The sequence below is a fragment of the Porphyrobacter sp. MBR-49 genome (genome assembly GCF_053628655.1).
Window position 1 is genome coordinate 55,824 of record NZ_JBRJGU010000005.1, and the last position, 21,936, is coordinate 77,759.

A 21,936-nucleotide genomic window follows, 5' to 3' on the forward strand; every position below is an offset into this window, starting at 1 on the left:
GCTTAACGCTGGCGGCGCGATTGTAAAGCACCCGGCGCTGCGCAACGCGCGGTGCATTTCCTTCAACGCACCGCGCGCCAAGGCAGTTCAGTAAATCCCGCCCTGTTCCTCGACAAAATTGGCTGGCCGTCCATCGGGCGCATCGACCACTATGCTTTCGGCAGTTTCTCGGCCAGCGCGGATCAGTTGAAGAATCTCGTTGCGCCGGGCCGCGATTTCGTCCTGCCGGGTGAAACGTTCTGGCTCAGTATCGGGTTTGAACGCTTCCCAGATGATCGCCGATCTGGGGTCATCGGTCGGCCAGCCTTCATAGACCTGCTTGCCCGAGCGGCGATCCACCCGCACCATCCGCACGCCCTGCGGCGCAACCGGAGGAAGGTCAGACCACTTCTGGCGGGTTTTTTCGATCAGGCTTTTGATGATCGGAGCGGCGATCGTGCCGCCATAGGCATAGCCGCCCATATTGCGCGGCTGGTCAAAGCCGACATAGGCACCCGCGACATATTGCTGAGTGCCGCCGATGAACCACACGTCCTTTGGCCCGGTGGTGGTGCCGGTCTTGCCGAACAGCGGCAGATTGAGCGGATTGAGCACCGTCGCCGTGCCCCGGCTGACCGCGCCGCGCAGCATATGCATCACCTGAAACGCGGTGCGCGCGTCCATCGCCTGTTGGCCTCTGATGCCCATGCGCGGCATTGGTTTGCCGTCCCATTCGGCCATGCTGCACCCCCGGCAATTGCGGGTATCGGCGCGCCACAGCACCTTGCCGCGCCGATCCTGCACATAATCGATAACGGTCGGCGCATTCAGCCGTCCATGATTGGCGAGCGCGCTGTAACCGCTGACCATTTTCACCAGCGTCGATTCGCCTGCGCCCAGCGCGGTGGAAGGATAGGGTGCAAACTTGCCGATCCCGAGCTTTTCAATCTCCTCGACAACATTGGGCATACCCGCAGCCATGCCGATCTGCACGGTCATGATGTTCTGCGACTGTTCAAGGCCATACCGCATCGGGTGCTGCCCACCCGCGCCGCGCCCGCCGCGAATGCACTTTTCGCCGAGGTTGGCGCCCTGATAATAGCAGAAGCGCGAATTATCGATCTGGGTTGACGGGGTCATGCCATTGTCCAGCCCGGCGGCATAGACGAACGGTTTGATCGTCGAGCCCGGCTGCCGCATCGCCTGTGTCGCGCGGTTGAAATCGGACAGGCGGTAGTCAAACCCGCCCTGCATCGCCACCACGCGGCCTGATTGTGCAGCTTGCACCACCAACGCGCCTTGCGCTTCGGGAATAGTGCGCACTTGCCAGCCATTACCCGCTGGGCTGGCGGCGATCACATCACCTGCCTTGAGCGCATTGGGCAGGCCCGATAGCGGCGCCTCAGCGCCATCAGCAAAGCCGATCCGCGCCGATGATCCGCTGCGGCTGGTGACGACACCGATGCGCCAGTTACGATAATTGATCCCCAAAGGCGAGCTGGCAAGCTGGCCCGCCCAATTGCCCTCGCCAACGTCAATAGTGGCAATCGGCCCGCTCCATGCGCGACCGCCGTGATAGCGCAGCAACCCTTCACGCAAGGCATCGCGCGCGGCGAGCTGAATTTCGGGATCGAGCGAGGTGCGCACCCACAACCCGCCTGCATAGACGCTATTGCCGCCATCTTCGGCGGTTTCACCGAAACGGTCGATCAGTTCGCGGCGCACTTCTTCTAGGAAATATCCCGCATCCACGCTACGTTCGCGGCGCTGGGTGACAAGGCCCAAAGGCTTGGCCGCCGCCGCGCGACTCTGCGCCGCAGTGATAAAGCCATTGGCCTCCATCTGACTCAGCACGAAATTGCGGCGATCCAGCGCGACCTGTTCCTGCCCCTTGCGGCCATAGCGTTCGGGGGCCTTGGGCAGGATCGCCAGAAACGCCATCTGGTGCAGTTCCAACTCGTCCACGTCGCGGTCAAAATAAGCGCGTGAGGCCGCCTGCACCCCGAACGACCGCCGTCCGAGGGGGATTTCATTGAGGTAAAGTTCAAGGATTTCCTGCTTGGTCAGCACCTGTTCGATGCGTCCGGCAAGGATCATTTCCTTGAGCTTGCGCGTGACCGAATATTCATCGCCCAGCAGCAGGTTCTTGGCGACCTGCTGCGTGATCGTCGACCCGCCCACCGCACGCTCGCCCGATCCCATCTTGCTGGCATAATCGAACACTGCGTTTAATGTGCCAAAGAAATCGACCCCGCCGTGGCTAAAAAAGGTCTTGTCCTCGGCCGCGAGATAGGCCTCGATCAACTGTTCGGGAAAATCGGCATATTGAAGCTGCACCCGGCGTTCGCGGGCATAGGAATGGACAATCTCGCCATCCACCCCGCGCACCACCGAAGGCAGCGGGGTTTCATAGGTCAGCAGCGCGTCAGCCTCAGGCAGATCGCTGGCGAGCCAGACGAACACCGCAATCCAGATCACCAGAAACGCGCCAACCGCCGCTGCGGCGAGTTTGAACAGCAGGCTTTGGCGCCATTTTTCGCCAAACCACGCCAGCGCCGCCGCGATATCGCGGTTCACGCGGTAGCGCAGATAGGCCCATAGCGGTTGGGTATCAGTGGCGGGTGTCAGGTCGGTCATCGGCGCGAAGCGACTAGCACGCGCGCGGGTGCAATGGCTAGCCGATTTAGATGCCTATTCCCCGCCCGCAGTCAGCGCAGCGGTATCGGCGCGGCGGGCGAAATAGACCTGCACCGCGCGCGCCAAGACACTGGCATATTGCGCGCGGCCTTCCCGCGTGGTCAGCCGCGCCCTGTCATCCCGATTGGTCACAAACCCGCTTTCGAACAACACCGAAGGCACATCGGGCGCGCGCAGCACCACCAGCGCAGCGGCTCGGCGCGGTTGCGTGTTAAACGCGAGCTTGTCCCCGCCTTCGCGCAGCACCAACCCGACAAATTCGATCGCGTCCTCCTGTGTGCGCTGCTGCGCCAGTTCGACCAGAATCGCGCTCACCGCCTCGCTCTGGTCGTCAATCGCAATGCCGTTCAACCGGTCGGCGTCGTTCTCACGCGCAGCAAACCGCGCCGCGGCCTCGCTCGACGCGTCATCGGACAAGGTGTAGATGCTCGCCCCGCCGACATCGGCGCGCTCTCCTGCGGAATCGGCGTGGATCGAAATGAACAGGTCAGCTTCGAGCAGCCGGGCGATCTCGGGCCGGTAGCCTAGCGGCACGATGCGATCATCGCCGCGGGTCATGGCCACCCGGATGCCGCCCGCGCGCAGCAATTCATCACGCAGCGCCAGCGCGATAGCGAGCGTGATGTCCTTTTCATTGACCTTGCGCCCCTCAGTATCGGTGCCGATAGCACCGGGGTCACGTCCGCCATGACCGGCATCGATCACCACCAGCGGGCGCGCGGGATCATCAGGGCCGGCGATATCCGGCAGTTCAAGCGGCGCGCGCGCGCCGTCCACCACAAACCGCAGCACATAATCGCGCCCCCATTGCGGCACCGGGATCAGCACCCCCAATGCCGCAGCCCCGCCCAACAGCAACAGGGGTGCCAGCAGCACGATCAGCAACATGGTGCGATAGTTCATATCGAATGCGGCTTACGTTCTTGCGACTGCGAAACGCAATAGAGTTGCGGGGTTTGCCCCACAGTGCTAGCGCTTCGATCAGAGAGGTTGCAACATGGTGCCTTGGTGCCTGACCGCTTCGCTCTCTGACTACCGGACGCCCTTTTTACTCCGGCTCCCGGTTCACAACAGGTTGATGCAGTGACGAAACGCTTTTCCCCACCCACCAGCACAGCGCGCGTTTCGCTCGCTGGCGGTGCGATGGACCAAAGCGCGGCCCAAGGTTTACCACCACGCCGCAGTTGCGTTGCAGCAGACACGAACTTCGCGCCCTTCGCTATTGGCCTATCCCGTGGTGGATCAGGCGCGGCTACCAACCCCGGCGTGGTCTTGAACCGTGCCGGTTCACCAAACAATGCGCGCCCCCTTGATGCCCCATTGCGGGCAAGGCCGGGCGCTTGGAGAATATTCAATGTCAACGCGCATGCTTATCGATGCGCGCCACCCGGAAGAAACCCGGGTGGCGGTTCTTACAGGCAACCGGATTGAGGAATTCGATTTCGAATCTGCTGAACACAAGCAGATCAAAGGCAATATCTATCTCGCCAAGGTAACGCGGGTCGAACCATCGCTTCAGGCGGCGTTTGTCGATTTTGGCGGTAATCGCCACGGGTTCCTCGCCTTCAGCGAAATCCACCCCGATTATTACCAGATCCCCAAGGCGGATCGTGACGCGCTGCTGGCCGAAGACGCCGAAGCCGCCGAAGAAGAAGAGCGCCTGCGCGCTGAGGAAGAAGACGAAGGCATTTCCCCCGGCGACGAATACGACGCCGAGGACGAAAGCGGCGAAGCGCTCGCCGAAGACCTTGCTGAAAATGGCGTTGAGGAAGTCGACACCTCCGACAAGGATGACGTCGCCACCTTTGAAGGCGGCGCGTCGGACGATGACGGTTCTGACGACGAAATCAGCGACGATGAGACCACCGACGATGAAACCACCGAGGGTGCTGATCAGGATCGGGGCCGCGGTCGTCGCGGGCGCCGCCGTCAGGGTGGCCGGGGCGAAAAGGGCGGCGAAAAAGGCAATGGTGGGGCCAATGGTTCGGGCCGCACCCGCGCCAAACAGGTCGACGAAGTTCGCGCCAAGCGTCAGGAACTGCGCCGCCGTTACAAGATCCAGGACGTGATCCAGCGCCGTCAGGTGTTGCTGGTGCAGGTCGTCAAGGAAGAACGCGGCAACAAGGGCGCGGCGCTGACCAGTTACCTCAGCCTTGCCGGACGTTACACCGTGCTGATGCCCAACTCCACAAGCGGCGGCGGGATCAGCCGCAAGATCAGCTCCACCAGCGATCGCAAACGATTGAAGGACATGGTTTCCGACTTGAAGCTGCCGCGCAGCATGGGCCTGATCGTGCGCACCGCCGGGATGAGCCGCACCAAGCCAGAAATCAAACGCGATTTCGATTACCTCGCCCGCGTGTGGGATGAAATCCGCGAAAAGACGCTGGCCTCGGTCGCCCCCGCGTTGATCCATTCGGACAGCGACCTGATCAAGCGCGCGATCCGCGATATCTATAACCGCGACATCGAAGAAGTCGTGGTCGAAGGCGAGGATGGCTACAAATCGGCCAAGGCATTCATGAAAATGCTGATGCCCAGCCATGCGCGCCGGGTGAAAGCCTATTCCGATCCCGTTCCGCTGTTCCAGCGTTATGGCGCCGAAGACCAATTGCGCGCGATGTATGATCCGATGGTGCAGCTCAAATCGGGCGGCTATCTGATCATCAACCCGACCGAAGCGCTGGTGTCGATCGACATCAACTCGGGCCGTTCGACCAAGGAACACGGGATCGAAGCGACCGCGCTTCACACCAATCTTGAAGCGGCCAAGGAAATCGCCCGCCAGCTGCGCCTGCGCGACATGGCCGGCCTGGTCGTGATCGACTTCATCGACATGGATTACTCCAACAACGTCCGCAAAGTCGAAAAGGCGATGAAGGACGCGCTGAAAAACGACCGCGCGCGCATTCAGGTCGGCCGCATCTCCAGCTTCGGCCTGATGGAAATGAGCCGTCAGCGCCTGCGCACCGGCGTGCTCGAAGCGACCACCCGTTCCTGCCCGCATTGCGACGGCACCGGGCTGGTGCGCACCGCCTCATCAGCCGGGCTTTCGGCGCTGCGCCTGATCGAGGACGAGGCCGCGAAGGGCAGAGGCACGCTGATCCGGCTTGCCGCCAGCACCGAAGCGGCGATCTACCTGCTCAACGAAAAGCGCGCCGATCTGGTCGAGATCGAACAACGCTTTGGCGTGACGGTCGAAGTCGTGCCCGAAGGCGAGGATGAAGGCGCCAAGATGAGCGTGTCGAGCGCAGGCCCGCGCCCGTCACAGGCTCCCAAGTTTGAACCGATCATCGATGATGAAGAGGACGAAGATCTCCCCGAGGACGATTTCGAGGAGGAAGAAGAAGAGCGTGAAGCGCCCCAGCGTCGCCAGCGTCGCGGCAGTGGGGAGCGCAGCGAAGCCAGTGAGAGCGAAGATGACGCCGCGCGCCGCAAGAAGCGCCGTCGTCGGCGCGGAGGCCGCAATCGCAGTCGCGGTGATCGTGAAGACGGTGTCGAAGGCGAGTCCGACGAGGCCGAAGACAGCAGCGAAAACGCCGACAATGGCGAAGACACCGATGATCGCAGCGATGCGCCTGCGGGCGAATCCGGCGATGATGGTGCCGCTGATGCAGAAGGCCGTCCGAAAAAGCGTCGTCGCCGGGGTGGTCGCGGTCGCAAGCGTCGCTCGGATGAAGGCGGCGAAGGTGAAGGCGCCAATGGCGAAGCACAAACGGCTGGAACCGAAGGCGACGATGACGGTCTGACCGTGGTCGAGGCTGAGACCGAGTCCGTCGAAGCCGAAGCCGCACCGACAGCGGACGAAGCGCCCGCCGAAAAGCCCAAGCGCAAACGCGCCCCGCGCAAGACCAAGGCAATGTTGGCGGCAGAAGCTGCGGCAGAGGCAGAGGCAGAAGCTGCACCCGAAGCCGCGCCCGCGCCGGAACCCGCTGCTGCGGTTGAGGAAGCCGTTGAAGCTGCGGCCGAAAAGCCCAAGCGCAAACGCGCCCCACGCAAGGCGAAGGTCGCAGACGCTGCTCCGGCAGAGGTGACAGAAGTATCGCAGCCCGCGCCTGATGCAGTGCCTGCAGCCGATCAAGCTGTTGATGCTGCCAATGCCGATGGCACACCGCGCCGGGGCTGGTGGCAGCGTACTTTTGGCGAATGAGCTGATTGCACCTATTTGAAGAAAACGGGCGGGAGAGGGTAACTTCTCCCGCCCTTTTCACGCCAGCTTGCGCGCGATCCCCCACTCCATCCACCCGGCAAAGCGCGGCGTTTTGGGGGTATAGCCATCGCCCAGCGTTTCCACCGCAAAGCCTGCGTCCTGCAAGGCGCTGGCGATCGGGCGGGTCAGGTGGCATCCCCCGGCAAGCTGCTTCCACACAGGCTCAATCCGTTCCTGCCAGCGGCGCACGCCTGCATCAGGCGCGCGGCCATGTTCAAGGAACAGCGCCTGCCCGCCGGGCCGCAAAATGCGCCGCAATTCGCGCGTCACCTGCGCCGGATCATCCACCGAACACAGCGTGAAGGTGCATACCACGCAATCGAAACTGCTATCGGCGAACGGGATCGCCTCGCCTTTGGCCGCGCGCAAATCCGCCGCCCAGCCCTTGGCCTGAGCCGCCGCGCGGGTGCTGTCGAGCAGGCCTTCGTGCGGATCAATCCCGGCATAGGATGTGATCGCGGCCGGGTCATAGAATTCGTGATTGATCCCGCCCCCGCAGCCCAGCTCAAACACGTCGCCGCGCGCCAAAGGCACCACCGCCGCGCGGCGCTTCATCACCTGGCCCTGACTGCAGGCGCAGGTGATCAGCTTTGGCATGATCGTCGCTTCGTACCAATTCTTGAGGCCCATGGGTTTTCCTTCCTCGGCAGCAGGGCACCACCCTAGCGCGGCGATGGCAGATCGGGAAATGCCGATTTGCGCTGTCAGCACGCTGGGAAGGTGCTAACCTATGGCGATGACCACAACCACATCGTCCATTCCCGCATTCCGGTTCCACCCGCTGATATGGGGCATGGCGGCAGCCGCTTTGCTGGTTCCGGCCGCAGCGATGCTGGTGACGCGCGAGGTCAATTGGGGTGCGGGCGATTTCATGGTCTTCGGCGTGATGCTGGCCGCGCTTTGCATGGCGGTAGAGACGGCTTGCCACTGGCTTGCCACCCCCTTGCTCCGGTTTTCCGCGATCGTTCTGGCGGCTCTGGCATTCCTGATCGTTTGGGCAGAACTGGCCGTGGGCCTGTTCGACTAGGGACAGCGCGCATCGCCGCGCCCCAATCAACCCCCGTTCGAAACCCTGCAACACATGGCAGGCACGGCCCGCTTGCCAGCGTGTGATGAAACGTTAGATAGGGGGCAAATCACAACGGGATCACATGATGGCGACCTTCACTCTCCCCAAGAATTCGAAAATCAGCCCCGCTGGCAAGGTGCACAAAGCATCAGGCGCCAATGGGAAGGGGCGGGTGAAATCGTTCAAGGTCTATCGCTACGATCCCGACAGCGGCCAGAATCCGCGTTACGACAAGTTCGAAATCAACCTTGATGAATGCGGTCCGATGGTGCTCGACGCGCTGTTCAAGATCAAGAACGAGATTGACCCGACACTGACCTTCCGCCGTTCATGCCGCGAAGGCATCTGCGGTTCGTGTTCGATGAACATGAACGGCAAGAACGGCCTCGCCTGCACCACCGCAATCGAAGACCTGAAGGGCGAGATTCGCATCACCCCGCTACCCAGTATGGACGTGATCAAGGATCTGGTGCCCGATTTCACCCATTTCTACGCGCAATATGCCTCGATCCGTCCGTGGCTCCAAACCGTCACCCCGACGCCGAGTGGCAAGGAACGGCTGCAATCGCCGCAGCAGCGCGAACAGCTTGATGGCCTCTACGAATGCATCTTGTGCGCCTGTTGCTCGACCGCCTGCCCGTCCTATTGGTGGAACAGCGATAAGTTTCTCGGTCCGGCGATCCTGCTGCAGGCCTATCGCTGGCTGGCAGATAGCCGCGATGAAATGACCGGCGAACGGCTTGATGATCTGGAGGATCCGTTCCGCCTTTATCGATGCCACACCATCATGAACTGCGCCAATGTCTGCCCCAAGGGATTAAGCCCCGCCAAGGCGATTGCCGAAACCAAGAAGATGCTGGCTGAGCGGGCGATCTGATCCGGTGACATTGAGAGACGACGTATTCGAGCACGGGCCAGACCCGGACAACCCCGGCTGGCGGCACTGGAACCTGAAAGACCCGACGCTGTTCAACGGCGCGGTGATGGGCAAGCTCATCACCCGCGTTGATCCCGATGGAAAAGCTCGGCTTCGAATGTTCCCGCAGCGCCATCACGAAAACCTGCAAGGCATAATCCACGGCGCGGTGACGTTGTCGCTGATCGACATCTCGCTGTTCACCACCATGCACACGCTGGGCAGCGGGAACGCCGGGCCTTCGGTTACGCTGGAACTTTCGACGCAGTTCGTCGGTGGCGGCGATCCAACGCGGCCGCTGGACGCCGTGACCGAAATCGTGCGTGAAACCGGCAAACTGGTGTTCGTGCGCGGGATGGTGGAGCAGGACGGCGATATCGTCGCATCCTTCTCAGGCATCGTGCGCAAGATGCAGCCGCGCGCGTGACCGGGTTGCTCGCGCGCTACGAAGCGCTGATTGCCAGTGGAGAACTGCGCGCCGATTCGGATCAACGCGCGGCGGCCGAGCGGCTTGACCGGTTGCAACGCGAGTTAGAGGCGCCCCCGCCCAAGCAGGGTTTGTTCGCGCGGCTGACCGGCACCTCCGCCGCAACGCCCGAACCGCGCGGTGTTTACCTTTGGGGCGGGGTCGGGCGCGGCAAATCGATGCTGATGGACCTGTTCGTCGAGACGCTGGCGATCACCGCCAAGCGCCGCGTCCATTTCCATGCCTTCATGCTCGAAGTCGACCGCCGCATCGCCGAAGCGCGTAAGGCCGAGCGCAAAGACCCGCTGCTGTCCGTCGCGTTAGACATGGCGGCAGGTCTGCGCTGTCTCGCCTTCGACGAGATGGTCGTCACCAATACTGCCGATGCCGCAATCATGGGACGTTTTTTCGGCGCGCTGATGGAAAGCGGCACGGTGATCGTCACCACCTCCAACCGTCCGCCGCGCGACCTGTACAAAGACGGCCTCAACCGATCATTGTTCCTGCCGTTCATCGCGCTCGTCGAGGAACGCATGGACGTGCTGAGCCTCAACGGCCCGACCGACTACCGGCTCGACCGGATAGGCGGGCTGGCAACTTGGCACACGCCGATGGGCGATGCGGCGACCGCGCAGGTGCGTGAGGCGTTTTTCCGCCTGACCGACTTTGAACCGGAAGACGCGGCCCATGTGCCTAGCGGCGCACTCGATCTGGGCGGCGGGCGCACCCTGTTTGTGCCAAAATGCCTCAAGGGCGTGGGCGTGTTCAGCTTCAAGAAGCTGTGCGGCGAAAACCGCGGCGCGGCGGATTATCTCGCGATTGCGCGGGCGTTTCACACGGTGATCCTCGTCGGCATTCCGAAGATGGGGCCGGAGAACCGCAACGAGGCGATCCGTTTCACCAAGCTGATCGATGCGCTTTACGAACACCGCGTGAAGCTGTTCACCACCGCCGCCGCCGAGCCGGAGGCGTTGTATCAGGCGGGCGATGGGGCGTTTGAATTTGAACGCACGGTAAGCCGGTTGAATGAAATGCAGTCCGATGAATATATGGCGATGGGCCACGGGGCTGAGGGGTAAACTCTCAGCCGCTTACCCCAAGCTGCGACAGCGACTTTTCCAGCATCAGCAATTGCCACAGGCTGCGCGAATGATCGGCGCGGCCCGCGATATGCGCTTCGGCCATCACAGCAACGGCTTGCGGATCAAAGAACCCGGACTGTGCGATAGCGGGACTGCTGGCAATCCCCCGCGCCGCACCCGCCAATGGCCCGCGCAGCCATTCGGCAATCGGGGTCACAAACCCCTGCTTGGGCCGGTAGAGAATGTCCTGCGGAAGATAGCGTTCGAGCGATTTCTTGAGCAGATATTTGCCGGTACCGCCCTTCACCCGCATCCCCTCGGGCAGGCGCGCGGCGAATTCCACTAGGCGGTGATCGAGCAGCGGTTCGCGCGCCTCAAGGCTGACCGCCATGCTGGTGCGATCAACCTTGGTGAGAATATCGCCGGGCATCCAGAAGGTGAGGTCGGCATATTGCGCGCGGTCGAGGCCCGAGCGGCCCGGCGCATTGCGCATCAACGCGATCAGCTCATCCTCGCCGCGAAACCCACCGAGGCTGGCGGTAAAGCTGTCGGAATAAAGCGCGGCGCGCGCCTCTGGCGTGGTGACGGAAAGCCCGCGTGCATAGCCAGCCTCGCCGCTTTCAGCGAGCGCCAGCAGCGTCGCCTTGGCGCGCAGCGGGCGCGGTGCCCAATCGGCTTTTGGCCATGCCCTCCCCAGCGTGCCGAACAACGGTGCACGCAATGCGGCAGGCAGCACGCGGCGCGCGCGTTCTTCATGATGGTGGAACACCTGCCGCCGGTATCCGGCAAAGGCCTCATCCGCGCCGTCACCCGATAGCGCCACCGTCACCCGTTCACGCGCCAACTGGCACACCCGCCATGTCGGCAGCGCCGAGGCATCGGCGAAGGGTTCATCAAACATCGCGGCGAGTGTATCAATCGCGCCAAAATCATCGGTCGCGACGATACGTTCCTGATGATCCGCACCAAACCGCGCGGCGACGCGGCGGGCGTAGCTGGTTTCATCATAGGCGGCGACATCGAAGCCGATTGAACAGGTCTGCACCGGCTGGCTGCTCGCCTCGCTCATCAAGGCGACAACCCCGGACGAATCCACCCCGCCTGAAAGGAACGCGCCCAATGGCACATCGGCCACCATGCGCGACCGCACCGCTTCGCGCAGGCGGTGGACGAGCTGTGCGGAGAGATCGGCCTCGCTCCCACGTTCGCGCTGCGTGAAGTCGATGTCATACCAGCGCCGCGGACGGCCCGGCGCACGGCCTTGTTCAAGCGAAAGAAAATGCCCTGCCGGAAGCTTTTCTGCCCCTGCCAGGATCGAATGACTATCGGGGACATAGCCCCATGTCATATAGGCCTCAATCGCCTGCGGGCTGACCCGGCGGCGCAGCAGTGGGTGCGCGAGCAAGCCCTTCAGTTCCGAGGCGAAGGCGATGCTGCCGTCCGACAGGTGCGCCAGAAACAGCGGCTTCACCCCAAAGCGATCCCGCGCCAGAAACAGCTGGCGTTTATCCCGGTCATACAGCGCGAAAGCGAACATCCCGTCGAGCCGCGCAAGGCAATCCGGCCCCCAGCGCTGCCACGCGGCGAGGATCACCTCGGTATCGCCATTGGTGCGGAAGGTGAAACCGGCCTGCTCCAGCTCGCTGCGAAGCTCCCGGAAATTGTAGATTTCGCCGTTGAACACGATCACCGCGCGCGCGTCTGCCGAATGCATCGGCTGCGGCGATCCGGCGATGTCGATGATCGAGAGGCGGCGGTGGCCCAGCCCGACGCCGTGATCGGTCCACACGCCTGCCCCATCCGGCCCGCGATGGGCGAGCGCATCGCACATCCGTTCTACCCGCGCCGGATCAACCGGCTTGGGAGTTTCGGCATGAAAGATCCCGGCAATTCCGCACATAGCGCGCGGGCCTAAAGCATGGCGGCCAGCGCAGCAATCGCGGCCATGCCTGCGATCACCAACGCGGGCACAGTCGGCGCGATGTTGAGGCCTTCGGCGCGGGTCAGCCAGTGCCAAGTGGTCAGCGCGTCAGCCGTCCAGCCATAGTCCTCCGGCTCGCGTTCAAAGAACCGCCAAGCGCCCGCCAGCAACGCGGCGACGATGACGGCGAAGAATATCCAGCCATAGACGATGTGATCGAACCCGGTCGCAGCCTCGGCCCCGACATATTGCGCGATATAAACCGTCGCCCAGGCGCGCACCCCGTTGGCGAGGATCGGAATGATGATGCAGGCGGCAAGGAAAGCGGCCCGCCGCCGCCAGCTGGCAAAGCGGGTGAAGGCGACCAGCACGCCCAAAGTCACCATCGCAATCAGAAACTTCACCCCCGAACAGGCCTCGGCGACGATGAACAGCCCGGCGGGGGTGTTGATATAAATGCCTTCAATGCTGGCAGGCACCCCGCTCCAGCGGGTGAGCGCGACGGTGATATCGGCGGTGATGAATTGCAGCGGCGGGATGATCTCGTCGCCAAACGGCACCAGAAACGCCCCCATCGCCAGTGGCAGCGCCAGCAGGGCCGATGCGCGCAAGCCAAGCACGGTGAGCACCGCCGCCTGCACCGCGCCAACCGCCCCGGCATGGGCGATCAAGTTGATGTCAGCCGCGCGCCCCGCCCACCACAGCGCCAACGCTGCGGCGACCAGCGCAAGGCCGGGGAGGAACGGCTGCGGGGTAATCCGCGCCAGCTCGCCCGCCTTCAACATCACCAGCCAGCCGATAATGAACGGCACCAACAGCAAATGGTTATAGGTGTCGATATTCCACCACTGATGCAGCATCTCACCCCAGCTAGGCGCGGTGGCCGCGATCAGCGTTATCCAAGCCGCAGCCAGAGCCAGCAGCGGCGTGCGCCACGCGGGCGCAATGCGATCAAACCGGGCGGCGGCGCTTGCGGGCAGAGCGGCAGGTTCAGGCGGCATGGCGCGCACCCTCCCCGCCCCTGCCGACAAGCCCCGCAAGTGGTGCCAGCATCGCATCCCAGCCATGTTGATCGAGCACGAATTGCCGCGCCGCCGCGCCCATTTGCGCTCGCGCATCAGGGGCGGCCAGCAGCGGCGCGATCCGGGCGCACATGGCATCAGGATCGGGCGGGCTGATGATCCACTGCGCGCCGTCCTCAGCCGCAATTCCCGTAGAAGCGTCGGGGGTCAGCACGACCGTGCGCGCCATAGCCATCGCTTCGAGCACCTTGTTCTGCACCCCGCGCGCGATCAGCAGCGGGGCGAGCACCATGTCGGCAGCGGCGAGGAACGGGCGCACGTCGGGCACTTCGCCCCACACCTGCACGCCGGGGGTGCCGTGGTGCGCCATCAGCTTACCAGTGGGATTGCGTCCGACAATATGGAACATTGCGGCGGGGTAAAGCGCGCGCAGTTTCGGCATCAGCGCTTCGATTACCCATAGCGCCGCCTGTTCATTGGGACGATAATCCATCTGCCCGGTAAAGACGAAATGCGGCCCCGGCAGACCTGCGATGATCGGGTGCGGGGTGACCTTGGCAGGATCGAAAAACGCAGCGTCGATCCCGTTGCCGATTACCTGCACATTCACCCGCGCCGGGTCGGCAAGGCGGCTGCGATAGAGCGCCGCCTCCGCCTCGGAAATCAGCAGCGTCGCATCGGCGCGCTGGCCGAGCCGTTGTTCCTCGGCAGAAAGCAGCCGTGCCTCACGCGCATTGAGCCACACCCGCTCGCCCGCTTCGGCATAGCTGGCAAATTTGGCGCTATCGACATCGCACAGGTCGATCATCACCCGGCCCGCAAAGTCAGCCGGGACATATTGCCCCATCTGGCCGGAGAACACGGTGATGGCGGTGATGTTGCGATCGGCGATTGTCGCTCGCACCCATGCTGCAAGCTTGCGGCTGTGGAACGCGGTGAGGCTGACCGGCTTGCCCGCCAACACCGCCTCAATCCCGGCGAGCGCCAGCGGTTTGGTGCGCGGGACGATGCAGTGCGACGCGGCAACTTGCGCAAGCGCCGCCTCCCCCGCCCTGTCTCCATCGGAAAAGCATCCGACGTGCACCGGGCCAAGCCGCGCCAGCGCCTTGAGTAAATGGTGCGAACGGATGCGGTCGCCGCGATCCGGCGGGAACGGCACGCGGTGGGTGAGGAGCAGGATTTCCCCCATTACGCGAGCCCGCGCGCGATCCACGGCCCTATTGTATTGGCGACCGGCAGTGGCAGCTTCTTCCACAATTCAATCTTGCGGGAATAGCTGGCGTCGGTGGGATTGATATTGCGCGCCGCCGCGCCAAAAGCCGCCCATGCGCCATAGGTCAGCGGTTGCGGGACAAAGCCCCAGTTCTTCTTGAACGCAAACGGCCCGCTGCCGGTTTTGGAACGCCCGAAATCGAACCGCTCCATGCCTTGCCGCCGCGCGTGGAGCATCAATTCGTAATACATCAGCTCATTGGCGCGCGCGGGCCGGGCGGCGTGGCTGCCCCCGCCCCAGAACGGCATCACCGCGCCATCGTGGTAAAAACTGAGCACGCTGGCGAGCGGGGTATCGCCGTCCCACACGGTAAGAATGTCGCTGCTTCCCGGAAAGGCTTCCAGCATCGCGGCAAACAGCGCGCGCGGGAATACCGGGGTGCCAAGGTTGCGCACGCTTGCGCTGTAACAGGCGTAATGCGCGGCCAGATCAGCCATGCTGCGCCCGATGGTGACGCGGTGGCCGAAGCCCAGCCCCTTGCGCACTTCGGCGCGCGCCTTGCGCGGGATGGCAGTGAGTTCGGCCTCGTCATTGTCAGCCAGCGCGCGTTCAAACCCGCAATGCTTGTCGCTCCACTGGCTCCAGCCATCGGGGATCGGCCCGCCGCGCAGTTCGATGGCCGCAAAGCCTGCGCGCCGCGCATAGCACGCCGCAGCCTCAGCCAGCGCACGCGCCGCTTCATCGCTGCCAGCGCAAATCCCGCCGCCGACCCCGAACCCGCTCGATACCAGCGCCTTGCCAAACAGCGGCGAGCGAACTTCGGTCAGCGGGAGCCAGCCGGTGATGATGCCCATCCGTTCGATGACAATGCCCGCCGCGCGCTGCCCTGTGCCCGCCGCGACCGCCTTGAGCCATGCCGGGCGGTGGAACAGGCTGGCGCGCGCTTCGTTGACGAAACGCTCGATCCGGCGCACGTCCTTCGCATCGCCAAAATCGGCCATGCGCAGGCTTGGCGCGGCATTCAACGGCGCGTTCATACGGCGTGATCCGCAGGCGGATTGAGCGGTGCCAGTTCCCCGGCGCGCGCGGATTCGCGGTGGGCGATCATGTCCATCCGGCCCCAGCGAAATTCATTCACCAGCTCACGCAGCTTGCCCGCCATCCGGCTAAGCCCGGTATAGTGCCGCAGGCGTGATCGCATCGGCGCGTGCGGCATACGCGGCTGATCGGGATCGACTTCCCACGGGTGGAAATAGAACACCGCCGGACGGCCCTCCTCGCGGTTGGCCTGCCGGATTGCCCAGCGCGAAAAGGCATAGGGCAGCACCCGGAAAAACCCGCCGCCGCCCGCCGCCACGCGCCTGCCGCCCAGCAGCGCGGTGGTCACCGGCAGTTCGACCAGCGATGACCACGACAACGGGCGGAACGCAAAGCGCGGGGCTTCAGGCCAGCCATAGTGATCATGCGCCACCGGGGCGACGCTGCTCGAATAGGCATAGCCCTGCGCGGCCAGTTCAGCGAACGCCCAGGGGGTGCGGTGGTCGATCGAAAAACTCGGCGCGCGATACCCTGTCACCGCCACGCCAGCGCAATCCTCGATGATTTCGCGCGCCTTGCGGATATCCTCGGCAAAGGCGGGGCGATCAAGGGTGAACACCCGCGCATGATCATAACCATGGCTGGCAAGTTCGTGCCCGGCATCGGCAATCCGGCGGATCATGTTCGGATGCCGCTGCGCCACCCAGCCAAGCGTGAAGAAGGTCGCCCTGACATCAGCCTCGGCAAGCAGATCGATCACCCGATAGACATTGTCTTCCACCCGCGTGCGGATGCTTTCCCACTCGCCGCGCGCGATCACGTTTTCGAACGCGCCGACCTGAAACCAATCCTCAACATCAACCGACAAGCCATTGACGATTGATGGGATTACCGGGGTCTGCACCTCCGGATCAGGATCGGGTAAGGGGTGAAACGGAGCGTTCATGGTTCACGCCGCCTCGCGCGACGGGTCTTCCTCAAGCCATTCGATCAGCATGGTCAGCACGTGGCGGAAGGATTGTTCCTGCTCCTCCAGCCGCGCCTCGATCCGTTCGAGCGCTTCTGCAAGCTGGGCTTCGGCTATGCGCGCGTCGTCGGGTGAGAGCGGATCGCCCGCTGCATCGCGCTGACCCGTCCCGGCGGCCTGCAATTCGCTGATCGCGGCCTCAAGTTCGGCGGTGCGCGCATCACGGGCGGCAAGCAGCGCGGCGACTTCGGTGGCGGGCAGGCTGTCGGGGCAGTCAGGCACGGCAGTCGCAGCCGGGGCTGCCCTCAGATCGCCCGCGTTGCCCTGCGCGCCGCGGGTCTGATCCGCAGCCATTTCCGCCATCACCTCATCCAGCATCGCCAGCGTCAATTCGCCGCGTTCCTCGATCGCGCCGAGCAGCAGCAGGCGGTTCATCACCTGATTGACCCTGCGCGGGATGCCATCCGTACGGCGATAGAGCGCGTCGATCAGGCCTTCTGCAAAGCCGGGACGTTCGCTCCAGCCGACATGCATCAGCCGGTGGCGCACGTAATGTTCAACCTCGTCCGCATCCAGCGGTGCGAGATGGTGCGAGGCGATGATCCGCTGGCGCAGCTGCTCCAGATCGGGATGATGCGCAACCGTGCGGCGGAATTCCGGCTGGCCCAGCAGCAGGCTTTGCAGCAGCGGGTGCGAACCGAGCTGGAAGTTGGAGAGCATCCGCAGTTCTTCAAGCGCGCTCAGATCAAGGTTCTGGCATTCGTCGACCACCAGCAGACATCGCCGTCCCGCGCGGGCTTCGTCCTGCAGGAACCGTTCAATCGCGCCCAATGCGCTGGCCTTGTCCTGCCCTTCAACCGCCAGCCCGAATGCCTGCGCGACGACGTGCACCACTTCGTCCGCATCGAGCGCGCTGGTCACAACCTGCGCCACGGTCAGCGCCGCCGGGTCGATCCGTTCCATCAGATGCGCCACCAGCGTCGATTTGCCCGCGCCGACCTCGCCAGTAATGACGATGAAGCCTTCACCTTGCGACAGGCCATAGCCAAGATAGCTCATCGCCTTCTTGTGGCTGGTGCTTTCGAAATAGAATTGCGGATCGGGCGTAAGCTGGAAAGGCCGCTCGCTAAACCCATAATATTGTTCATACATGGCGCAGATGCTCCCCGTCAGAAATTGTAGCGCAGGCCGACCAGCGCGGTGGCAAAGGCGAAATCTTCAGCGGTGAATTCACTGTCGAAATAATCGACCGAAATCGCCGCGCGGCCCGTCAGGCGGCGGGTGATCGAACGATTATAGGCCCCTGATACACCCACGGCGGTGACATCATTATTGACACCGGCAGAATCGAACCAGTTGACATAGGCATTGGTCGAAATGTTGGCATTCGCGCCCAAGTCCCGCGCAAGCCCCGCGATCACGTAATAGCTTTCGTCGGTCAGGCCGTTGGCTGGCGACAAGGCCGTGCCCGCCGCCGCTATGAAGGTGCGCCGGTCATAGCCTGCGCCGAGCGACGCGCTGGTGCGCCCGATCCGGCGTTGATAGGACGCGCGCACCCCGCGCCCGCGGAACGCCGCTGATCGCACCGAACCCAGCCCGCCAATCGTGGCGATGCCATCGGTGCCGGTCACCAGCCCGCCGAAATCGCCGGTCACCGGATTGCGAATCGCCTCGAAATCGCTCGACAGCCCGGCCAGCGCATTATTGAGCACGCCGCCAGCCCCCGTCACCCCATCATAGGCCGACACCGCAAAGCTGCTGCGCTGGCTGGGGGCGTAGGTGAAGGTGCCGTAATAGGTGGTGGAATCATACCGCCGCCCGACCGAAGCCTGAAGGTTGGTGCGCGAACTGGGCCGCCACAGCACGCCCACGTCCCACAGCAAGCCATCGACATCGAAGGCAATCCGGCGCGGCGCAGATTTATCCGTGACAAACCGGCCATTGGCATCAATCACCGGCGCGCCGTTGGTATCGCGCAGCGCATCGCGGCTGGAAATCTCGACATCTTCATAACCCGCACCCGCCACCAGTGCGAGCGAGGGCGAAATCGGCAAGGTGACATCGCCGCGCACGTAAAGATCGCGCACGCGTTGATCGAGGTTGCCGATATCTTCCTGAAATCCGCCGGCGGTCACCGCAAGGCCTACCGGCGCCACCACGTCGGGGCTGACCCCGGCCCGGATCTGCCCAAGATAGGTCACGCTATCGTCGAAAACATCGACGCTTTCGCCCTGAGTGTTGACCAGGAAATCGTCGTTTTCAAAGCGGTTATAGCCAACCCTTGCCACTCCTTGCAGATCGACACCGCCGACGCGGGTGTTGAGGCTTGGCCCGGCATAGACGCTGTAGAACCGGCTTTCGGCATCCTCGCTTGGCAGCGGATTATTGGTTGTCCCGCCGCCGCCATCAAACCGCGTGCGCGCGGCGAGGCCGCCCGCTTCAAAGCTCAGCGCATTGGGGATCACCGCCAGCGTGCCGCGCGCGACCCCGCTGATGGTGTCGGAATCAACATCGTCATCACCGTAGGAAATGTTGCGCTCATAGCGCAGCGAAACCGCCACGCCGCTGTTGCGGCCCTGCACGTTGATATCGACCCCGGCGGCGACCTGGGTATAGGTCAACACATCATCACCCGGCGTCAATTCAGCCGAGATGATCTGCGAAACTTCGATATAGGGCTGCACCACTGCGGCGCGGCGCGTGCCCGCGCTGTCCTCGCTACCGCCAAAGGCCTGGCCCTGATCCTGCGCGACTGCCGGGCAGGCACCCGCCACGGCTGCGGCAGCAGCTATCAGTGCGGACCAAAGCGAGCGCCCACGCATCATCATTTCCCCTTGGCCCCGTAAGAGCCAAAGCGCCGACCCGAAGGGCTGTAGCGCGCAGCGTTGAGCAGCAATTTGATATCCCCGCAGGCCGACAGCAATTGCTGCGCATCTTCCAGCGCGGCGCGGCTCGTTTCGTCGGCGCGCACCACCAGCAACGCCTGCCCGACATGGGCGGCAAGTTCGGCGGCCGCCGACGCGGCAAGCGCGGGCGGGGTATCAAAAATCACGATCCGGTCCGGCGCGCCCTGCGTCAGCCGGTCGAGCACTTCACCGGTGCGCGCGCTCGCGAGATATTCGGCGTCGAGCGATGTCGCGGTGCCCGCAGGCAGCACGAACAGGCCGTCAATATCGGTCGCAATCACCAGCTTTTCGGGCAGGATTGCGGGATCGGAAAGCGCATCCATCAGGCCGCGTTCGGCTTCGATCCCCAGCCGCTTCGCCACCGATGGCTTGACCACATCGGCATCGACCAACAGCACTTCCAGCCCGCGTTCAGCCGCCAGCGCAATCGCAAGGTTGATGGCGCAATAGGTCTTGCCCTCCCCCTGATGCGGGGAACATACCAGTATCCGGCGCGCCAGCGGGGTATCGCCCGCGCGCGCATCGGCGAGCAGATCACGTTTGACGATCCGGAACTCCTCCAACAGGCCTGTCACCGGGTCTTCAGGCACGATCAGGCCTTCGTCGCGCAGGTGATCGCGGTCGATCGATACAACCGGGCCGCCAAACGCCACGGCACGCGGCGCGGTTGGAGAGGGGGCGGGAGCAGGCGCGGCGGGTTGCGGCTGAGCGGCAGGCGCAGCGACTGGCGCTGCATTTTGCTGCGGCGGTTGCGGCTGCGGCGTGGGCGCGCGGCGTTGTGGTTCGGGAACCGGCGGCACCTGCGGCACGCGCACCGGGCCAAGCCCGAACGCGGCATCGGCCCGTTCAAACAGCGACGCAGGCGTTGCGCCTTCGCGGTTGATCTTGCTCTGTTCGGTCATCGGATTGCCCCCACCCTCATGCAATCGTTCCGACAGCGATGATTTCAATGGCGACAAGCACCACGAACATCGCCACCAGCCCGGTGCAGGCCCCGGCAAACTGCTTCAGCCGCTTGCGTTCAATCACCCGCGCGGCATCGGATACCGTCAGCGAAATCGAACCGATCACCGGCAGATCAAACGCGCGCTCCAGCTTTTGCGCCGTGGCAAAGCTCGATTTCACCTGGCTCAGCCCATAGGCCGCAGCCGCGCCCGCGCCGAACCCGACAATCAGCACGCCAAACAGCAGCAGTGGACGATTGGGTGCTGCCGGTTTCTGCGGCACGCCGGGTTGCTGGATCACATCGAAACGGAACTGGCTGGCCTTGTCCTCAACCTGCCCGCGCGTGCGCAGCGCCTCACGGTCTTGCAGCAGCTTTTCATAATTCTGGCGCAGCACGTCGTAATCGCGGCTGATGCGGTTGGCTTCGGCGGCAACGGTCGGCTCGCTCGCCTGACTTGCCATCAATGCGGCAAAATTGCTCTGCAAAGCGGCGCGGCGCGCCTGCAAGGCTTCAACCCCGGCCTGCCGTTCGCTGCGGATCGCGATCAGCGAAGAATGCGCCGGGTTGGGCGTGCCGCCGGCATCATCACCAGCTGCGGCGGCCTGCTGCGTCAGGATCGCCACCTGCCGCTTGGTGGAAATTACATCAGGGTGATTATCGGTCAGCCCGCGTGCGCGCAGTTCTGCCAGCTGGGTTTGCGCCTGCTGCAACGCGGCGCGCGGGCCGGTGGCATCGCGGCCTCCCGCCAAGGTGCGCGGGGTGGTGGCCAACTGGCTGGAAATCGCCGCCAGCGCGCTTTGCGCAGCGGCCAGGTTGGCATCGACATCGCGCAGTTCGGCGCGCGCCTGCTGCACCTTGCTCGAAAGCGTCGCCGACCCGCCGATCAGTTCGGGATATTGCGCTTCGAACGCCAGGCGGCGTTGTTCGGCCTGTTCCAGCTCAAGCTTGCGTTCGTCCAGCTGCCGATCAAGATCGCCGATCGCTGTGCTGATCCCGGTGCGGTTGCCGATGACGTGTTCTTCGCGCAGGATATCAAGCAGTTTCTGCACCACATCGCGTGCCAGCACCGCGTTTTCCGCGTCAGACAGGTCGCGGCGACCGATTTGGGCGGTGATTTCGAACAGGTTATCCTGCTCGCTCGTCACCTTGACCTTCTTTTCCAGCTCGGCAATCGCGGTGTCCAGCGCACCGCGTTCGGTGATGCCTTCGCCCAGCCGGGTGGCAGTGATCACCTTTTCGAGGTTCTTGGCGCTCGACAAGGTTTGCCGCACGCGCATGATTTCTTCCTTGCCGTCGCCAGCAATGCCGAGCTGTTTGGACAGCACATCCTGCACATCAACGTAAACGCGCGCCTTGGATTCGTACGAATTGGGGATCATCGCGATCACCAGCCAGCCCAGCAGGCACACGCCCCACGCGACCGCAATCGCGATCCAGCGCCGGTGCCAGACCGACCACAGCGCCGCGCGCAATTCGTCGAATATCTCGCTCATGGGTGCAACGG

General features: G+C 63.8%; 17 protein-coding genes. 5 read left to right on the forward strand and 12 right to left on the reverse strand.

From position 1 onward, the window contains the following. Positions 1 to 87: 87 nt before the first annotated feature. Positions 88 to 2,616, reverse strand: coding sequence for a penicillin-binding protein 1A (locus tag ACSSV3_RS08240; protein ID WP_354324432.1), 2,529 nt, complete (start codon positions 2,614 to 2,616; stop codon positions 88 to 90). A gap of 54 nt (positions 2,617 to 2,670) precedes the next feature. Further along, on the reverse strand, positions 2,671 to 3,579 hold the full coding sequence (locus ACSSV3_RS08245) for an N-acetylmuramoyl-L-alanine amidase family protein (protein ID WP_354324431.1): 909 nt from the start codon (positions 3,577 to 3,579) through the stop codon (positions 2,671 to 2,673). A gap of 451 nt (positions 3,580 to 4,030) precedes the next feature. Here ACSSV3_RS08245 and ACSSV3_RS08250 point away from each other — a divergent pair, with 451 nt between their 5' ends. Further along, a complete protein-coding gene (locus ACSSV3_RS08250) occupies positions 4,031 to 6,826 on the forward strand; it encodes an Rne/Rng family ribonuclease (protein ID WP_354324429.1) in 2,796 nt (931 codons plus the stop codon). A gap of 57 nt (positions 6,827 to 6,883) precedes the next feature. Here the strand turns inward: ACSSV3_RS08250 and ACSSV3_RS08255 are convergent, their stop codons facing one another. Further along, positions 6,884 to 7,516: a class I SAM-dependent methyltransferase gene (locus tag ACSSV3_RS08255; RefSeq protein ID WP_354324428.1), complete on the reverse strand. Its 633-nt coding sequence runs from the start codon at positions 7,514 to 7,516 to the stop codon at positions 6,884 to 6,886. A 106-nt stretch (positions 7,517 to 7,622) separates the two neighbouring features. On the opposite strand from ACSSV3_RS08255, the gene ACSSV3_RS08260 reads away from it, so the two are divergent. From ACSSV3_RS08260 to zapE, 4 genes are all read left to right on the forward strand, one after another. Further along, on the forward strand, positions 7,623 to 7,913 hold the full coding sequence (locus tag ACSSV3_RS08260; protein ID WP_354324426.1) for a hypothetical protein: 291 nt from the start codon (positions 7,623 to 7,625) through the stop codon (positions 7,911 to 7,913). Between the two features lie 127 nt (positions 7,914 to 8,040). Beyond that, on the forward strand, positions 8,041 to 8,832 hold the full coding sequence (locus tag ACSSV3_RS08265) for a succinate dehydrogenase iron-sulfur subunit (protein WP_354324524.1): 792 nt from the start codon (positions 8,041 to 8,043) through the stop codon (positions 8,830 to 8,832). 4 nt (positions 8,833 to 8,836) lie between these two features. Beyond that, positions 8,837 to 9,298: a PaaI family thioesterase gene (locus ACSSV3_RS08270; protein WP_354324424.1), complete on the forward strand. Its 462-nt coding sequence runs from the start codon at positions 8,837 to 8,839 to the stop codon at positions 9,296 to 9,298. Then, positions 9,295 to 10,416, forward strand: coding sequence for a cell division protein ZapE (gene zapE / locus ACSSV3_RS08275; protein ID WP_354324422.1), 1,122 nt, complete (start codon positions 9,295 to 9,297; stop codon positions 10,414 to 10,416). Before ACSSV3_RS08270 ends, zapE begins: the two co-directional genes overlap by 4 nt. Positions 10,417 to 10,420: 4 nt before the next feature. On the opposite strand, the gene ACSSV3_RS08280 is transcribed toward zapE, so the two are convergent. Genes ACSSV3_RS08280 through ACSSV3_RS08320 form a run of 9 tightly spaced genes read right to left on the reverse strand, consistent with a single transcriptional unit; the run spans position 10,421 to position 21,925 of the window. Next, positions 10,421 to 12,319 carry an XrtA/PEP-CTERM system amidotransferase gene (locus ACSSV3_RS08280; RefSeq protein ID WP_354324419.1) on the reverse strand — a complete coding sequence of 633 codons (1,899 nt, stop codon included), beginning with the start codon at positions 12,317 to 12,319 and terminating at the stop codon, positions 10,421 to 10,423. 11 nt (positions 12,320 to 12,330) lie between these two features. Then, a complete protein-coding gene (gene xrtA, locus ACSSV3_RS08285) occupies positions 12,331 to 13,341 on the reverse strand; it encodes an exosortase A (RefSeq protein ID WP_354324417.1) in 1,011 nt (336 codons plus the stop codon). After that, positions 13,331 to 14,551, reverse strand: coding sequence for a TIGR03087 family PEP-CTERM/XrtA system glycosyltransferase (locus tag ACSSV3_RS08290; RefSeq protein ID WP_354324415.1), 1,221 nt, complete (start codon positions 14,549 to 14,551; stop codon positions 13,331 to 13,333). The genes xrtA and ACSSV3_RS08290 overlap by 11 nt, the downstream gene beginning before the upstream one ends. Continuing rightward, positions 14,551 to 15,612: a FemAB family XrtA/PEP-CTERM system-associated protein gene (locus ACSSV3_RS08295; protein WP_354324413.1), complete on the reverse strand. Its 1,062-nt coding sequence runs from the start codon at positions 15,610 to 15,612 to the stop codon at positions 14,551 to 14,553. The genes ACSSV3_RS08290 and ACSSV3_RS08295 overlap by 1 nt, the downstream gene beginning before the upstream one ends. Continuing rightward, on the reverse strand, positions 15,609 to 16,559 hold the full coding sequence (locus tag ACSSV3_RS08300; protein ID WP_354324412.1) for an XrtA system polysaccharide deacetylase: 951 nt from the start codon (positions 16,557 to 16,559) through the stop codon (positions 15,609 to 15,611). Before ACSSV3_RS08300 ends, ACSSV3_RS08295 begins: the two co-directional genes overlap by 4 nt. A 3-nt stretch (positions 16,560 to 16,562) precedes the next feature. Beyond that, complete coding sequence (locus ACSSV3_RS08305; RefSeq protein WP_354324410.1) at positions 16,563 to 17,732, reverse strand: XrtA/PEP-CTERM system-associated ATPase; 1,170 nt, start codon at positions 17,730 to 17,732, stop codon at positions 16,563 to 16,565. A gap of 17 nt (positions 17,733 to 17,749) precedes the next feature. Beyond that, positions 17,750 to 19,408: a preprotein translocase subunit YajC gene (locus tag ACSSV3_RS08310; protein ID WP_454184786.1), complete on the reverse strand. Its 1,659-nt coding sequence runs from the start codon at positions 19,406 to 19,408 to the stop codon at positions 17,750 to 17,752. Beyond that, complete coding sequence (locus ACSSV3_RS08315; RefSeq protein ID WP_354324406.1) at positions 19,405 to 20,388, reverse strand: AAA family ATPase; 984 nt, start codon at positions 20,386 to 20,388, stop codon at positions 19,405 to 19,407. The genes ACSSV3_RS08310 and ACSSV3_RS08315 overlap by 4 nt, the downstream gene beginning before the upstream one ends. A gap of 16 nt (positions 20,389 to 20,404) precedes the next feature. Continuing rightward, positions 20,405 to 21,925, reverse strand: coding sequence for an XrtA system polysaccharide chain length determinant (locus ACSSV3_RS08320; protein ID WP_354324405.1), 1,521 nt, complete (start codon positions 21,923 to 21,925; stop codon positions 20,405 to 20,407). Between the last annotated feature and the right edge of the window lie 11 nt (positions 21,926 to 21,936).

What these genes read in the sequence shown, in the direction of transcription:
- ACSSV3_RS08240 (WP_354324432.1), bottom strand. Translation starts at nt 2,616, where the DNA reads ATGACCGACCTGACACCCGCCACTGATACCCAACCGCTATGGGCCTAT.
- ACSSV3_RS08245 (WP_354324431.1), bottom strand. Translation starts at nt 3,579, where the DNA reads ATGAACTATCGCACCATGTTGCTGATCGTGCTGCTGGCACCCCTGTTG.
- ACSSV3_RS08250 (WP_354324429.1), top strand. Translation starts at nt 4,031, where the DNA reads ATGTCAACGCGCATGCTTATCGATGCGCGCCACCCGGAAGAAACCCGG.
- ACSSV3_RS08255 (WP_354324428.1), bottom strand. Translation starts at nt 7,516, where the DNA reads ATGGGCCTCAAGAATTGGTACGAAGCGACGATCATGCCAAAGCTGATC.
- ACSSV3_RS08260 (WP_354324426.1), top strand. Translation starts at nt 7,623, where the DNA reads ATGACCACAACCACATCGTCCATTCCCGCATTCCGGTTCCACCCGCTG.
- ACSSV3_RS08265 (WP_354324524.1), top strand. Translation starts at nt 8,041, where the DNA reads ATGGCGACCTTCACTCTCCCCAAGAATTCGAAAATCAGCCCCGCTGGC.
- ACSSV3_RS08280 (WP_354324419.1), bottom strand. Translation starts at nt 12,319, where the DNA reads ATGTGCGGAATTGCCGGGATCTTTCATGCCGAAACTCCCAAGCCGGTT.
- xrtA (WP_354324417.1), bottom strand. Translation starts at nt 13,341, where the DNA reads ATGCCGCCTGAACCTGCCGCTCTGCCCGCAAGCGCCGCCGCCCGGTTT.
- ACSSV3_RS08290 (WP_354324415.1), bottom strand. Translation starts at nt 14,551, where the DNA reads ATGGGGGAAATCCTGCTCCTCACCCACCGCGTGCCGTTCCCGCCGGAT.
- ACSSV3_RS08295 (WP_354324413.1), bottom strand. Translation starts at nt 15,612, where the DNA reads ATGAACGCGCCGTTGAATGCCGCGCCAAGCCTGCGCATGGCCGATTTT.
- ACSSV3_RS08300 (WP_354324412.1), bottom strand. Translation starts at nt 16,559, where the DNA reads ATGAACGCTCCGTTTCACCCCTTACCCGATCCTGATCCGGAGGTGCAG.
- ACSSV3_RS08305 (WP_354324410.1), bottom strand. Translation starts at nt 17,732, where the DNA reads ATGTATGAACAATATTATGGGTTTAGCGAGCGGCCTTTCCAGCTTACG.
- ACSSV3_RS08310 (WP_454184786.1), bottom strand. Translation starts at nt 19,408, where the DNA reads ATGATGATGCGTGGGCGCTCGCTTTGGTCCGCACTGATAGCTGCTGCC.
- ACSSV3_RS08315 (WP_354324406.1), bottom strand. Translation starts at nt 20,388, where the DNA reads ATGACCGAACAGAGCAAGATCAACCGCGAAGGCGCAACGCCTGCGTCG.
- ACSSV3_RS08320 (WP_354324405.1), bottom strand. Translation starts at nt 21,925, where the DNA reads ATGAGCGAGATATTCGACGAATTGCGCGCGGCGCTGTGGTCGGTCTGG.